The sequence below is a fragment of the Vibrio hyugaensis genome (assembly GCF_002906655.1).
In the GTDB taxonomy this organism is placed as follows: domain Bacteria; phylum Pseudomonadota; class Gammaproteobacteria; order Enterobacterales; family Vibrionaceae; genus Vibrio; species Vibrio hyugaensis.
This window is the reverse complement of sequence record NZ_CP025794.1, coordinates 46,840-60,590: the sequence shown is the minus strand read 5'-3', so window position 1 is coordinate 60,590 and position 13,751 is coordinate 46,840. Positions and strand designations below refer to the sequence as shown.

The 13,751-nt window shown below is 40.1% G+C and carries 17 protein-coding genes; all 17 read right to left on the bottom strand.

Going from position 1 to position 13,751, the window contains the following annotated elements; all coding sequences use genetic code 11:
* Nucleotides 1–90 precede the first annotated feature (90 nt).
* Nucleotides 91–693: a hypothetical protein gene (locus tag C1S74_RS00370; RefSeq protein WP_005378539.1), complete on the bottom strand. Its 603-nt coding sequence runs from the start codon at nucleotides 691–693 to the stop codon at nucleotides 91–93.
* A 716-nt stretch (nucleotides 694–1,409) separates the two neighbouring features.
* A complete protein-coding gene (locus tag C1S74_RS00355) occupies nucleotides 1,410–1,901 on the bottom strand; it encodes a hypothetical protein (protein ID WP_045398086.1) in 492 nt (163 codons plus the stop codon).
* 552 nt (nucleotides 1,902–2,453) lie between these two features.
* Nucleotides 2,454–3,077, bottom strand: a complete 624-nt coding sequence (locus C1S74_RS00345) for a DUF3885 domain-containing protein (protein ID WP_045398089.1) — start codon at nucleotides 3,075–3,077, stop codon at nucleotides 2,454–2,456.
* Between the two features lie 157 nt (nucleotides 3,078–3,234).
* Nucleotides 3,235–3,642: a DUF1330 domain-containing protein gene (locus C1S74_RS00335; RefSeq protein ID WP_039989863.1), complete on the bottom strand. Its 408-nt coding sequence runs from the start codon at nucleotides 3,640–3,642 to the stop codon at nucleotides 3,235–3,237.
* Between the two features lie 133 nt (nucleotides 3,643–3,775).
* Nucleotides 3,776–4,228 (bottom strand): hypothetical protein, encoded by a 453-nt coding sequence (locus C1S74_RS00325; protein WP_045398092.1) that lies wholly within the window; start codon nucleotides 4,226–4,228, stop codon nucleotides 3,776–3,778.
* A gap of 151 nt (nucleotides 4,229–4,379) precedes the next feature.
* Entirely contained in the window at nucleotides 4,380–5,285 is a 906-nt protein-coding gene (locus tag C1S74_RS00320; protein WP_045398095.1) for a hypothetical protein, read from the bottom strand.
* Nucleotides 5,286–5,456: 171 nt separating this feature from the next.
* Nucleotides 5,457–5,951, bottom strand: a complete 495-nt coding sequence (locus tag C1S74_RS00315; protein ID WP_052437295.1) for a type II toxin-antitoxin system YafO family toxin — start codon at nucleotides 5,949–5,951, stop codon at nucleotides 5,457–5,459.
* Entirely contained in the window at nucleotides 5,952–6,110 is a 159-nt protein-coding gene (locus tag C1S74_RS26390; RefSeq protein WP_156145316.1) for a hypothetical protein, read from the bottom strand.
* A 240-nt stretch (nucleotides 6,111–6,350) separates the two neighbouring features.
* Nucleotides 6,351–6,884, bottom strand: coding sequence for a cysteine hydrolase family protein (locus C1S74_RS00310; protein WP_045398096.1), 534 nt, complete (start codon nucleotides 6,882–6,884; stop codon nucleotides 6,351–6,353).
* A gap of 107 nt (nucleotides 6,885–6,991) precedes the next feature.
* Nucleotides 6,992–7,408, bottom strand: coding sequence for a GNAT family N-acetyltransferase (locus C1S74_RS00300; RefSeq protein WP_045398098.1), 417 nt, complete (start codon nucleotides 7,406–7,408; stop codon nucleotides 6,992–6,994).
* 142 nt (nucleotides 7,409–7,550) lie between these two features.
* On the bottom strand, nucleotides 7,551–7,886 hold the full coding sequence (locus C1S74_RS00290; RefSeq protein WP_010648852.1) for an energy transducer TonB: 336 nt from the start codon (nucleotides 7,884–7,886) through the stop codon (nucleotides 7,551–7,553).
* A 1,231-nt stretch (nucleotides 7,887–9,117) separates the two neighbouring features.
* Nucleotides 9,118–9,480, bottom strand: a complete 363-nt coding sequence (locus C1S74_RS00270) for a hypothetical protein (RefSeq protein WP_038939653.1) — start codon at nucleotides 9,478–9,480, stop codon at nucleotides 9,118–9,120.
* Nucleotides 9,481–9,613: 133 nt separating this feature from the next.
* A complete protein-coding gene (locus tag C1S74_RS00260; protein ID WP_045398102.1) occupies nucleotides 9,614–10,513 on the bottom strand; it encodes a hypothetical protein in 900 nt (299 codons plus the stop codon).
* A gap of 148 nt (nucleotides 10,514–10,661) precedes the next feature.
* Entirely contained in the window at nucleotides 10,662–11,018 is a 357-nt protein-coding gene (locus C1S74_RS00250; protein WP_045398103.1) for a hypothetical protein, read from the bottom strand.
* On the bottom strand, nucleotides 11,015–11,500 hold the full coding sequence (locus C1S74_RS00245) for a type VI secretion system amidase effector protein Tae4 (protein WP_041061605.1): 486 nt from the start codon (nucleotides 11,498–11,500) through the stop codon (nucleotides 11,015–11,017). The genes C1S74_RS00250 and C1S74_RS00245 overlap by 4 nt, the downstream gene beginning before the upstream one ends.
* A 250-nt stretch (nucleotides 11,501–11,750) precedes the next feature.
* The gene (locus tag C1S74_RS00235) at nucleotides 11,751–12,416 is read right to left on the bottom strand and encodes a hypothetical protein (protein ID WP_045398107.1); all 666 of its coding nucleotides are present in this window, start codon (nucleotides 12,414–12,416) and stop codon (nucleotides 11,751–11,753) included.
* Between the two features lie 169 nt (nucleotides 12,417–12,585).
* Nucleotides 12,586–13,530, bottom strand: a complete 945-nt coding sequence (locus C1S74_RS00225; protein ID WP_045398110.1) for a D-2-hydroxyacid dehydrogenase family protein — start codon at nucleotides 13,528–13,530, stop codon at nucleotides 12,586–12,588.
* Between the last annotated feature and the right edge of the window lie 221 nt (nucleotides 13,531–13,751).

The following is a 13,751-nucleotide window of genomic DNA, read 5'->3' as shown; positions in this document are numbered from 1 at the left end:
CCATACCGAAGCCTCCGCATACCACCTTAACCACTAAAACCAACGCATAGTAAAAATGCCACGCGTGCCGAATCACTCTTAAACAGATTGTTATACATTCTGTTTCCGCAAGCTCTGAACAATAATGTCGTTTTGCCTTTGTAGCATTAGCACTTCCGCACCAACTTTCATCTCATGCCAACAGGAAAATGAAGTATTGGTAGCAATAAACGTGTTCCATGCATCAGAGTTAAGATCATCTTGTGTTTGCAGTTCTACACCAGAGTACTCGACCATTGATTCCAAATCAGAGAAGTTAGAGTGCTTTTTTATAAAGTCGGGCGACAAAAGTTGATTGAGTAGAAATGTATTTTCAACTCTTTTAGACACTTTCTTTTCACACTGAACACACAAAAAGTATGATTGAAACTCTCCTTTCCATTCAGAGATTTTCATGCGAGTCGTAAACGGCTTCTTACAACAAGAGCAGTTTTGCGCTTTTAACGAAGCTTGTTTGTTTATTTTGTTAAAACACTTCTTACATAGGGCAAGCTTAGCCCCACCTTTTTCAAGAGTATATCTATTCTGCTTCCTATGACTGATTACTTCATTACATTCACAACAAACTGACTGCTTTTTGTCCATGTAATATATGCATATAAAAACAGCTCCGATACCACTAAATATTAAGGCTATAAGATCGTTGGTTTCCAAATACTGACTCCGAATGTATAACGCCCTGCTAAGGGGTGAGCAACGCAATACAAAAGCCGCCGCAAATCACCTTAATCACTAAATTCAACGCATAGTAAAAATGCCACGCGTTGCGAATCCCTCTTGAGCAGTTTGTTGGTTTGCAAACCCAAAGCGTTTATTTTAAGTCATTTTAAACTTTGCAAACAATAAACTTTATGTGTTTTGATGCACTTAAGTCAGGCGTAGTCGAAAAGCGGCTAGTCAATGAAACCACGTGGAACAAACAACGCCGCAGAAAACGAATTCACAACACCAAAAAGCGCTTTTGGAAAGCCAATCTCACAATACGGACTTTCAACAAAGCCACTGAAACCACATGAACTTACCACACCAGAGAAAACGCCATTTCAGCGAGTAAATCGTCTTTTGTACCAACAAACTCAACGAGCAGAGTTTCAGCAAAAAAGTTCGACTCAGTTAACCCCAAAATCACCGCTCCAAAGAACAAATCGACCGTTGAAACGATGCCAATTTTGGATTTTCACCACGCTAGTTAACACTAAAATTGAGAGCCAATACGACAACTTAAACTTTGAGCTTTTACCACTAGATCTTGCGATATAGCTGCGTTTTTCCTCTTGCAAACTAACGCCGCATTAAGGTGTGAGCGACGCTTGGCTATACTTGAGCGAAGCGAAACTGCCAAGCGTTGCGAATCACTCTTAAATGCTTTGTTATGCTTGTGTTTCGGTAGCCCACGAACGATTAGGGTGAACTTCAAATCCAAGGTTTTCTAAACGCTCACGTTCTTTTCTCAGGTCTTGTATTACGTCTTTTAGGTGCTTCTTGGAAACCTTATGCTTTCGCAACGTTCCGTCCACAACAGCAAGTTCCTTAGTTCCATCACACAACAAGTGACCATTGGGGATACAACCTACAATTGAAGCATTTGGTGGTATTTCAGAAGGAATACCCAAAGAACAACTTGGGAAAAAAAGCTCACCTTTATCATCAATCGCTTGAAGCCCACTATAATAAGCAGTTTCACTACCATGGTTAGAAATAAAGATACGAGCACATAGATATGTACCCACTCCATCATTATTTACTTCATGGCTTCGGCACAGTTGGATCTTTAGCTTTGGTTTCCTAGACCTAAATTGAATCACATTAGCAGCAAAACTAACCAACAATATGATCGTCGAAATTATCTCGTATTTTGTCATATTTCCTCAAAAAGCATAACGCGCAGTTAAGGTGTGAGAGACGCAGATCCACCCTAACCTAAAATAAACTCTGATAAATCCGTGCCTATTTGGGCACTAAAACCCCAATGCGTTTCGAATCGCCTTGAACGTCTTGTTATTCCGCAACTAAAGTCGGCTATGTTTACGCCTAATCTTTTGATATTACGAGAAATTTTCGGTATGCAGGCAAAAATCGAAGCCGAAGTATTTGGCAGCTCACTACCTTAAATCGCTTTAGCGTCACTCTTTAATTGCTGCGCCATATTAAGGTGCGCTTAAAGCGCTTTAAGGCTAGCATGGAAATGACCAATATTCGCCCTTTTCGCCGCTTTTCCACCCTATTACCCCGCCACTTTCACTCTTAGGCTACAACCACGTACATACAGCCTGAGAGATCCGTTGCGGAAATAACGCCCTGTTAAGGTGTGAGCAACGCAATACCAAAGCCGCCGCATACCACCTTAATCACTAAATTCAACGCACAGTGAAAATGCCACGCGTTGCGAATCACTCTTAAACAGTTTGTTATATTCATTTGAACAAACTATCCATATATTGCTTATCGTAATCGAGTAACAACTGGTTCTGATTTTGATAGAGGTCTTCTAGAGCCCATTTACTGCTGGCGGCAACATCTAGACCTCGGTCATCATAGAGGTGAAACATCAGTTCTTTGTCACAATTAATTATAAACAGTTGCCCTGCTAGGGTTGGTCCACGATCACCAAAGTCCCCGTCAATACAAGCCTGAATGATCGGTTTTATATTTAACTCTGACACGAACACATCGGAAATGGTGACTCTTTTCCAGCAGTGTCTTTTGTACTCTAGATCTTCGGTATAAATATCTCGATGTTCCGAAAACTCTAAAGCTTTACCACACAGAGGCTCGAACAGTTTAAAGAAGTAGTCACTTTTTCTAATTTTCTTCCGTCCATCGGAAAAAATTTGATAACAGACTTTGATCATATCTGAAGGTTTAAATGCTGCTTCATAGATACTAAGTGCTCTACTCATCGCAATTTCAAAATACTCTTCATTATAATTTTTTCGGTTGTCATCCAACCATATGTCGACGTCATCAGGGCCTAACTCAAACCTCAAAGCAAACTCATTAAGATAGAAGACTGGTTTTTCTAGTTGTATGTTCATCATTATTTATCTCCAGTTTTCCCGATGAATATAACGCCCTGTTAAGGTGTGAGTAACGCAATACCGAAGCCGCCGCATACCACCTTAAACACTAAACGCAACGCATAGTTAAAATGCCACGCGTTGCGAATCACTCTTAAACAGATTGTTATGTTGTGACTCAAGGTATCTTCGTTTCTATGTTTAACTGCCCTGCCAACCCGGCTTCGCGATGCACGCTTAATGCTAAGAACTCTTCGGATGACGTCATTTCAAGAAGCGATTGGCGAGATGGATATTTTACAATAACAAATGAGTCCCAAAGGTCTTCAACCTGCCCAAGAATAAGACCAGTCACCTCTGAATAGAAGACAACTTCAGCACCATACTTTTCCAAAACCTTAAGCATAGGCTGACCATAAAGTTCATATGCTTCTTTGCCCGTTAGATTAGTTTCTCGACCATCTGCATATTCTGCCTTCTCTTTAAACTTGAAAAGGTTTAGTAGATGAATTTCACCTGATTCCGGTGAAGATTTTAACCTTTCCATCTGACTTTCTGATGGAAAAAGCTGATTCAGAACTTCCATATTCTCTCCTGCAACATAACGCCCTGTTAAGGTGTGAGCAACTCAATACCGAAGCTCCCGCATACCACCTTAAACACTAAAACCAACGCATAGTAAAAATGCCACGCGTTGCGAATCACTCTTAAACAGTTTGTTATGCAGATTTGTTCGCAAAACTAGTCAAATCATCAGCTGTAACTTTCGTTTCTCCACCTTGAATAATTTTACGAACTTTAATTATCATTTTCTTAGTAGTAATATCCCCTTCATGAGCGAGAAGCTTGTTTATCTCTAAAGCTTCTTCGTCAGGTAGCCAAAGAGATGCCTCCCAAAGTAATTTGTTGAGCGTTTTACAATCTTCTGGACGACTAACCCACTCTGCTAACAATTCAGCTACTAAAGCAGCCTCTTCTCTCTTTTTGATGCTAAAGTTGAGGTCAACTTTTAGCTGTTCGATTTTTTGATCGTACTCATTTTTAATCGAATATCGAATTCGTGATTGCAACCAAAAACCTATTATGACCTGCAATGCGGCAAATATTAACGCGAACAAGCCTAGATCATTCCAACCTAATAACGTACCAATAGTATTTACACCGTTTTCCATTTAATTACTCTTTATTTGATAATCTGCATAACGCCCTGTTAAGGTGTGAGCAACGCAATACCGATGCCGCCGCATAACACCTTAATCACCTAAACCAACGCATAGTAAAAATGCCACGCGTTGCGAATCACTCTTAAACAGTTTGTTAGCATTATAGAACTAACGCTTTAAGCAGACTTTCAGCTTCTTCAGGCTCTTCTTCCGCATCAATTAATTCGTCAGAGATTTTTTCGTACAATTGCCACAGATTAGAAGCGTGCCCATCCAAACTGAAACCTGATTCATCAGCATACACATACTCAAGTTCTATAAGATGTCGAAATTCTTCACTGAGGAACTCCTCAGTTCGCCCTAACTCCATTAACAAATCAGCTAAGGAAACCGTACCACCTTGGTTAGCAATCATTAGATATAGGATATTTTCGACGATACTCCATTCTAGTGAATTTACTGTAGCTCGCATTTTCTGGCATTTTTGTATTATGTCTTGGTAGTTTTCTTCAAGATATTCAAGATCCACTATACACTCGTCAGAAACCATACCCTCGCTTTCTTTAAGACTGAAATATGCCAAAAACTCTTCGTACCAATAATCTTGAATATATTCAGCAAGCCGATCTCCAGTCCAGTAATCGATACGTCTATCGTGACCTTTCTGTCGTGCCTTTCCAATAAATGACCGAGCTTTTTCATTAATATCTCCTGTTGTAGCAACTACAAACCTAGATATAAATTTTGTTGAATGCTCCTCTATATCATGTATCTCTTTATCAAATGCTTCTTCAGCTTGATTTTTAACTTCTTTAACAGAGTTCTTAGAACCTCCGCTACTGTAAACTAAGTTACCTTTTTTAAACTGAACCCCTACATAACTTTTTAAATTTTCAGGCTGTGTTAGTTCGTAGTACTCAATATCAATACCTACTTCATCCGCTCCTCCAGTAAACTTTACTCCCTTACAACCCATTTTAACCAATACAGGGACAAAGATGTCTCTCGCCATCTTATGTTCATGAAGGCTATTTAAGTTTTCTATAATAACTTCTTTTTCTAACATTAATTTTCCACCATCTAATATGTTTGATTTCGATTGAATGCTAACGCCTTGTTAAGGTGTGACAAACGCTTACACATAACCAAAATGAAAGTGCCATAAACACAAAAAGGTGATTCAAACTGCGAATGCCACGCGTTTGGAATCACCTTGAACAATTTGTTATATGACTGTTTACTTAGAGTACTCTGGGTATGCCTTTCTAAAACGAATAGCCTCAGCTAACCATTCTAGAACGATAGGATTTGGATCACCATCAGGCAGATCTTTTGTAAGACGATGAGCCCCTTTTTCAATTAGAGCAATTAGATAAAAGACATGGATGCCGTTTGACTCAAAGTATGAGTATACAAGGTAGCTATTGGAGGTACATTCCCATTGTACTTTAGGACTTCCATCTTCATCTAACCATTCACAGTCATCGGTAAACAAATGTAAATGCGTGAGATCATCTTGCCTAGCATGTTGCGGATTTTTGAAAAAACGATCTCGTCCAAACTCTGCGATCAAACCTTCAGTTTCTTCTTGAACTTTACGGGAAGGAGTGGCGATTTCGTGGGGCTCACTGTTTTCTTTATAGTATTGGAATTTATTGAATAGATCGATAAAATCTGGGTCATCAGACACTTTGTTTAAAGTGTCTGACAGACAAAAATCAAAAGACGACATTTATTGGATAATACCTTTTTCTTTTAATGACGCTAGCTCAAGTTGACTTGTTTTCTTAACTAACCGACTCATTTTAGAGCCAAAAACCTTCATCGAAGTAACATCACCGACACGGTTTGCTCTAGTCTTTTTCACTTTATTTTGTGTTTTGGCAGTCATAGTCTACCTCTCTGTTCCTTACAGGATGTATCGTAATGTAATAATGATACTGAGGTAATTTTAACTGATGTTCATGCACTAATCAATTTTCGAGTATTTTTTCACGACATCAGTCATATAACGCCCAATTAAGGTGTGAAGCACGCAACCACGACACTCAATTTAACCACCGTTATCACAAACTTAACCCAAACTAAAAATGCCAAGCGTGCTGAATCACTCTTAAATTGCTTGTTAGCCCTATGCCCAAAGGTTGCACGCCTCTACCGCTTCGATTTTAACACCGAAACTAGAAATACTAGGTAATGTAGCATTGTGGTGCTCTCGAATTTGAGCCCCACTGGCGTGCTCCTTATCATGAGTTGTGTGAGCATCAGATACCAACGTTACGGGGTAGCCTAAACCTGCAGCTCTGCGAATGGTGGTATCAACGCAAAACTCTGAGGCGTAGCCACACACAATTAAGCTATCTACATCGAGTTCATTCAAAACACTTTGAAGGTTCGTGTTCAAGAATGAGTCTGGCGTTGTTTTGCGAACGTAATGGTCACCAGCTTGTGTAATTAAGCTCGACTGTAATGCCCAACCAACGCTTTTGTATTCAATAACAGATTTAGGTTGCTCGTGCTGGACAAAGATAACTGGAACAGACTTAGCACGCGCTAATTTCGTAACCTCATTAATTTTGGTTAGTACGATTTGTGATTCAAATGGTTGAGGTTCCGGGTCGAAAAGAATCGACTGAACATCAATAACTAATACTGCAGATTTCATTGTTTTCCTCTGATAGGGCTAACGCCGCATTAAGGTGTGAGCGACGCTTGGCTATACTTGAGCGAAGCGAAAACGCCAAGCGTTGCGAATCACTCTTAAATGCTTTGTTATGTGATAATTTCACTACCACGTTCCAGCACCCAACAACGTTCGTTTTTGGTGTAGCCAATCTGTCCATAATAATCATTGGCTGCGGGTGCGGCGATTAAAAACAGTTTACATGTAGGCTTAATTTGAGCTTGAGTTTGAACTTGTAACTGCTTGCCTATTCCCAACCTTTGATACGATTCATCAACCGCTAGGTCGGACAGATAACAACAATAATGGAAATCCGTAATAGAGCGAGAAATACCAACCAGTTTAGAACCATCCCAAGCAGTGATTATGAGATTACTATTGTCCAACATACCCTTGATACATTCGATATTTTCTATTGGTCTGCGCTCTCCCAACGTCGAGCGCTTAAGCAAACCAATAAACTCGTCAGCTGAGATCTGCTTGTTAACTTTGTATTCTATATTCAATGTGACCTCCTTATCACATAACGCCTTGTTAAGGTGTGAGGCACGCAATACCGTAGCCTCCGCATACCACCTTAAACCCTAAACCTAACGCATGGTAAAAATGCCACGCGTGCCGAATCACTCTTAAACAATTTGTTATGTGTTAGATTTTAAAGACTAATTTTTGTTTTTGAGCAATAAGCTCAACATCTTCAAGTGGCTCATATTTCCATTTGGACAACGCTTGTACAGCTACCTTTTCAAAGATCCCCTTTGGGGTGGAATCGATTACAACAATATCAGCCACATCTCCATTTTTAGTAATGTTAAACGTCATGACCACATACCCTGACAGGTTATTCTCTACTGCAACTTTAGGGTATCTCGGCGATACAAACTCTATTGGCTCTAGATCTAAATATTCCGATGAGTAAGTGTTTTCTACAGAACTTGAACACCCTACTACTAAGATCAAGATAAATAATTGCAAAAATCTCATAATCTCTCTCTGACACATAACGCCTTGCTAAGGTGTGAGTAACGCAATACAAAAGCTACCGCACAGCGCCTTAATCACATAAGCCACCGCAAAGTAAAAATGCCACGCGTTACGAATCACTCTTAAGCAATTTGTTAGTACATGCGCTACTTCTATTTATGGACTCCAAGATATTGAAAAGTAGCATGATATGAAAGGCTTTGAACACTGAAGTGAGACGGGCAGCTACAAAACTTTACCGTCATTGAGAGACGAAAGTTGGCTAGAAGAAAAGCGCACTGAACGCCCCCCACTTTTACTGGCTTCAAATTAGAAAAGGATCCGATCCTCGTACTCCGACGACAGCATCAATTACAACCAAGGCTCTCTCAAAAGCCACCACGAAAATGAAGAAGCACCAAAGAAATAGGCTAAAAGTTAGAAACCGTAAACGGTGAAATCAAAGCAAACACTCCGCACATAGTGCCACCGGAAAGAACGTGAAAGGTACAAACTGAAAGGTGTAAAGACGAACGCCAAAACAGATAAACACCAAAACTGATGACCTTTGATGCTAAACCCGTACTAACGCCTTGCTAAGGTGTGAGTAACGCAATACAAAAGCTACCGCACAGCGCCTTAATCACCATAAGCCACCGCAAAGTAAAAATGCCACGCGTTACGAATCACTCTTAAGCAATTTGTTAGTACATGCGCTACTTCTATTTATGCGCTCCAAGATATTGAAAACTAGCATGATATGAAAGGCTTTGAACACTGAAGTGAGACGGGCAGCTACAAAACTTAATTCCAATTGAAAGACGAAAGTTGGCTAGAAGAAAAACGCACTGAACTCCCCTACTTTTAATGGCTTCAAATTAGAAAAGGATTCGATCCTCGCACTTTGATGGCAACACCCAACGAACGACAAGATTAACTCAGGAAGTACAACGAAAACGAAGAAGCGCCAAAGAAATAGGCTAAGAGTTAGAGACCGTAAACGGTGAAATCAAAGCAAACACTCCGCATATAGTGCCACCGGAAAGAACGTGAAAGGTAAAAACTGAAAGGTGTAAAGACGAGCGCCAAAACAGATAAACACCAAAACTTATGACCTTTGACGTCAAACCCGTACTAACGCCCTGTTAAGGTGTGAGCAACGCAATACCGAAGCTCTCGCATACCACCTTAAACACCAAAACCAACGCATAGTAAAAATGCCACGCGTTGCGAATCACTCTTAAACAGTTTGTTATGCCTTTGACTGATAGGTCGCTTTTGATATGTATTCTGCCACACCTAAAATGCAAAAAACGCCACCTATGGTTGTAAAATTGCACGCGCCCTCTTTTGCACAAGCAGAAAGGTTTTTATTAAACCAAGTTCTTGTTAAGTAGCCTGATTCTCTTAAATGTGAATAAGCCAGTTGGAATTCTGATAGCGTCACTCCTTTTTCATAAAAAGGGGCTTTCTCCGAATGAGAGGGAATACGATAGATCAACGCTTCTTCACCTCTTCGCCTACCAATACCTTTGATTACGAAGTCTGCTTTCGCTTCTGGTTTCGGAATAACTCGACCAACTTCTTTAGCTAACTCTCGGATGGACTTTTCCATTTTTCCTCCTGAGGCATAACGCCCTGTTAAGGGGTGAGCAACGCAATACCAAAGCCACCGCACACCACCTTAATCACTAAAATCAACGCATAGTGAAAATGCCACGCGTTGCGAATCCCTCTTGAACAGTTTGTTAACCTTCTTTTTTAGCCCTTCTTACCTCATCAAAGACACTATGAAAAAGCCTAGAATTCTTAAACATATTGAACAAAGAAAAGACATTAAATGGAACTACATCTGATTGCAAAACACCGCCCGCACTTCCCGGATAAAATGATAACAGTACGCGATTTTTCTCAACACTACGTATGAAGGCTTCGTATTTATCTTTACCTATTTGATTAACATAACTTTCAACTGGATGCGGATCATCCCTATAAGCGCATGGAATGTAAAACCAAGATACAGAGCTAACGTCATCAAGTGCTGAAGCTGCTTTTCGAAAACTTTGTAAAACACTTGGTACAGAAATAAACAGGCTCGAATACTTGCCCTCAAAATGGTGTACTTGTATTGATAAAGAAACAAGGCGCTTCCTCTTTATGTCTATTTCCTGCCCTCTTTGAGTAAGGTAAGAAGCTTGAAACATTTTTTCATTTTCATCTGTGGAGCTTCGAATAATATCTAACGACTTAATTACGTCTTTAGCATAAATTTCCAAATCTGTGATTAACGAATTTACTTCGGTAAAAAAACTATTTAGGTCAGAGGACGCTTGTAACTTTATGCTAGCAAGAAGTTGAGACTTCCAGTTTGCAGTAGCGGATGCATATGCGATAAAAAAGCCAATAACTGTAACTAATGAACTGGCTATTGCGACTTTCATCTCTTCACTCAATGAATACAGCCATCCGGTTAACTCGTAAAGTGTGTATGGCGGAAAGCCAAATATTGACTCACTGAAAGTGCGTAAAATGAGGGTAGTAATTAGTACACCATACAAGTTTCCAAGTAAAAATCGACAGCAAAAGGCGACTGTAATCCAAGCGTACATTGCAATGGTCTGCATCACTGATTTATGACTTTTGTTCACATGAACCTCATTAAAGATGGTTAACGCCCTGTTAAGGTGTGAGCAACGCAATACCAAAGCCGCCGCATACCACCTTAAACACTAAACGCAACGCATAGTAAAAATGCCATGCGTTGCGAATCACTCTTAAACAGTTTGTTATGTAACTTTATTCGCCGTGAGTCAACGAGTTGATTTTTCTTAGAAAAACAGGGTCACTATCCAAGGTAAAACACTTCACGAGTAAAGGAGATGTATCCTTCTTATACTTAACCTCTGGCTCATAGTTTTTCACCAATCGAGATACTTCAACGAATGTTTCTGGTGCCAGAGAACTCATCTGAACTATACCCGCAGATATATTTCTAATATCGTTTAAGTCATAGTTTTTATGCTGAAAGTACTGATATAAGCAATTTGCTTTAGCAAATTGAATTAACTGCCCGTTAATAGGAACTCGTGTATTAGAGCTGGCGCTTATAGGTAATGAAACAAGTATAATAATAAAAGCGATTACCCTTATCATGCGCACTCCCAGAATAAAACTTTATGCGTAACTGATGCATACCCTTCATATACACATTTTTTCCCATCCCACAAATCAGCATGCCCTGTCGCATCACTCCACCCATTGACTTGATAGATAATAATACCTTTGCGCCCTTTAATTTTTTCCAAATGCTCTTCTGGGGTCAACACCTCTGGGCTGAAGTATTTTTCTGATAGATATTTCGTAAGAATCTTTACACGGAAAATATACCAAAACTTATTTTGTCCAGAAGACACTTGGAGACTCATTTTACCTTCCGGTCCAATAGCGTTATAGCGAGGAATTTTATGCTCTACCCCGCTCCCGTTAAGAGCTTTTGAAACTCTTATAGCACAAGCGTTAGAAAATATACCTAGTTCATAGTTTAAGCCCACTTTACCACCGATCTTTTCAAACACCACATTAGCAGGTAAAGCTGGGTAATTGGCACGTAGTTTTTCCCATGTTGGTAATTTCATCTCAACCTCAATCCACAGTAATAATCTTGTGACTGACAATGTAGAGCTGTTCCAAACGCATGTAAAAAAGAGAAAGCCACATTACGGTAGAGATAACAAAGCGTTGAAACTGATGAGCCTTGAAGTTACATAACGCCGCGTTAAGTAGTGAGCAACGCGACCACCTAACCTAAACCATTGCACCGTAAACACAAAACCCAACGATGGAATGAAAAATGCCATGCGTTGGGAATCTGTCTTAAACGCTTTGTTAGGCAATTTTTGTACGTTGTATAAATGACGACACTTCCGGAGCTAACTTATAGTAAAACGCCGCAACTTGTTCTAAGTACCATGTTATAAATTTGCTATCGATTTCAATATAAGCACCTAAACTGCCTTTAACCAACCCTTTCCATTGAGCCTTTTGCTTTTCAAACCGTTCGGTCACTTTGCCGTTGTTATGGATTATCTGGTTCCTTAGCTTATAACCGACAATCATTCCATCGGCTTCTTCTTTGCACTCAGCGAGACTAAGATGAGCATTGTCTTCAAGGTAGAGTAGACATTTCTCTACCTTCGATAGCCTTCCTTTCTCATGTAACTTTAGAGGCTGACCTTGATGCAGTGCTAGTAGTTCACATAACTCATATAAGGAATTTTCGACAAAACTCGAAATAGTAATTACTACACTATGTTTGTGTATCCATTCACTCTTTACTATGTCTTCATAGTAAAACATTCCATAGGTCTCACCTAATTCTTGACGCTGATCTTCGCAGGTAGTTTTTGCCAACGATTTCTCAAATTCGCTGTCCAAGCGTTTAGCTTTCGATTCCCAGTGAGAATCTATAGATTGGGAAAATCGCCTAATTCGATTAACTTCATTTTGGCTCTGATGACAATAGCAAGCTAAGCCACTTTCAAAAGCATCCATCGTATATCTCCAGCTAATTGCCTAACGCCCTGTTAAGGTGTGAGCAACGCAATACCTATGCCGCCGCATGCCACCTTAAACACTAAAAGCAACGCATAGTAAAAATGCCACGCGTTGCGAATCACTCTTAAACAGTTTGTTATAACAACGATTTCTTCGATGCTGATGTTTATACCTTACCCTGCTCGAAAGCTAAAATATTCTCGAATGCTATTTTGAAGTAAAGCTCATAGCTGTTTTGCTCTACATACCCTAAATGTGGGGTAGCCGTAACGTTTGGTAATGACAATAAAGGCTCGTTATCAAGCGAAGCCGGTTCATTGTCAAATACATCAACGGCAGCTCGCTTAGTTGAGACCGTCGCCAGCTCGTTGTATAGCGCAGAGTTTTCTACAAGCTCTGAGCGACTAATGTTTACAAATAAAGAGTCGGGCTTCATTAAGCTCAAGTCCTGAGCTGTTACGCACGCCCTAGTTATTTCATTCAGACGTAAGTGAAGTGACACAATATCCGAACCAGAGAAAAATGCTTCCTTTGAAGCGACAGCTTCAAAGCCATGTTCAAGCGCAAGATTTCTAGATCCCTCACTACCCCAGACAACCACCGACATTTCAAATGCTTTTGCATATTGGGCAATTCGTTGTCCAATTTTTCCGTAGCCCCAAATACCAAGCTTCAAGCCCTTTAGAGTGCGACCTAAACCAAGCACTCCAGAGTTTTGCCATTTATCATTTTGGAGATTAGCTGAATAAGTTGGTACGTGGCGACTTGCCGCCATAATCAGCGCCCAAGCTAATTCCGAAGGAGCAACAGGAGAGCCACGCCCCTCCAACACCTTTACTCCATACTTTTCGCATAGGTGGACATCAATATGATTGCTGACTTTACCTGTTTGACTGATAACTTTAAGGTTAGGTAACTGTGCAAGCAGTGACTCTGTAATCACTGTCCGTTCTCGGATTAAAACAAGAACTTCGGTATCTTTTAGCTTAACTACCAACTCAGTTTCAGGAAGTGTTTCGTTCAAGATGGACACATCGTGATGTGATAGTAATTCGAAACAATCTAACGTTCTAACCACATCCTGGTAGTCATCTAAAACTGTTATTTTCACGGAACTCTCCTTGTTGTTATAACGCTCTGCTAAGGGGTGAGCAACGCAATACCGAAGCCACCGCAAACCACCTTAATCACTAAAATCAACGCATAGTAAAAATGCCACGCGTTGCGAATCCCTCTTGAGCAGTTTGTTAGTTTGCAAACCCAAAGCGTTGATTTTAGGTTATTTTAAACTTTGCAAACAATAAACTTTATGTATTTTGATGCACTTAAGTC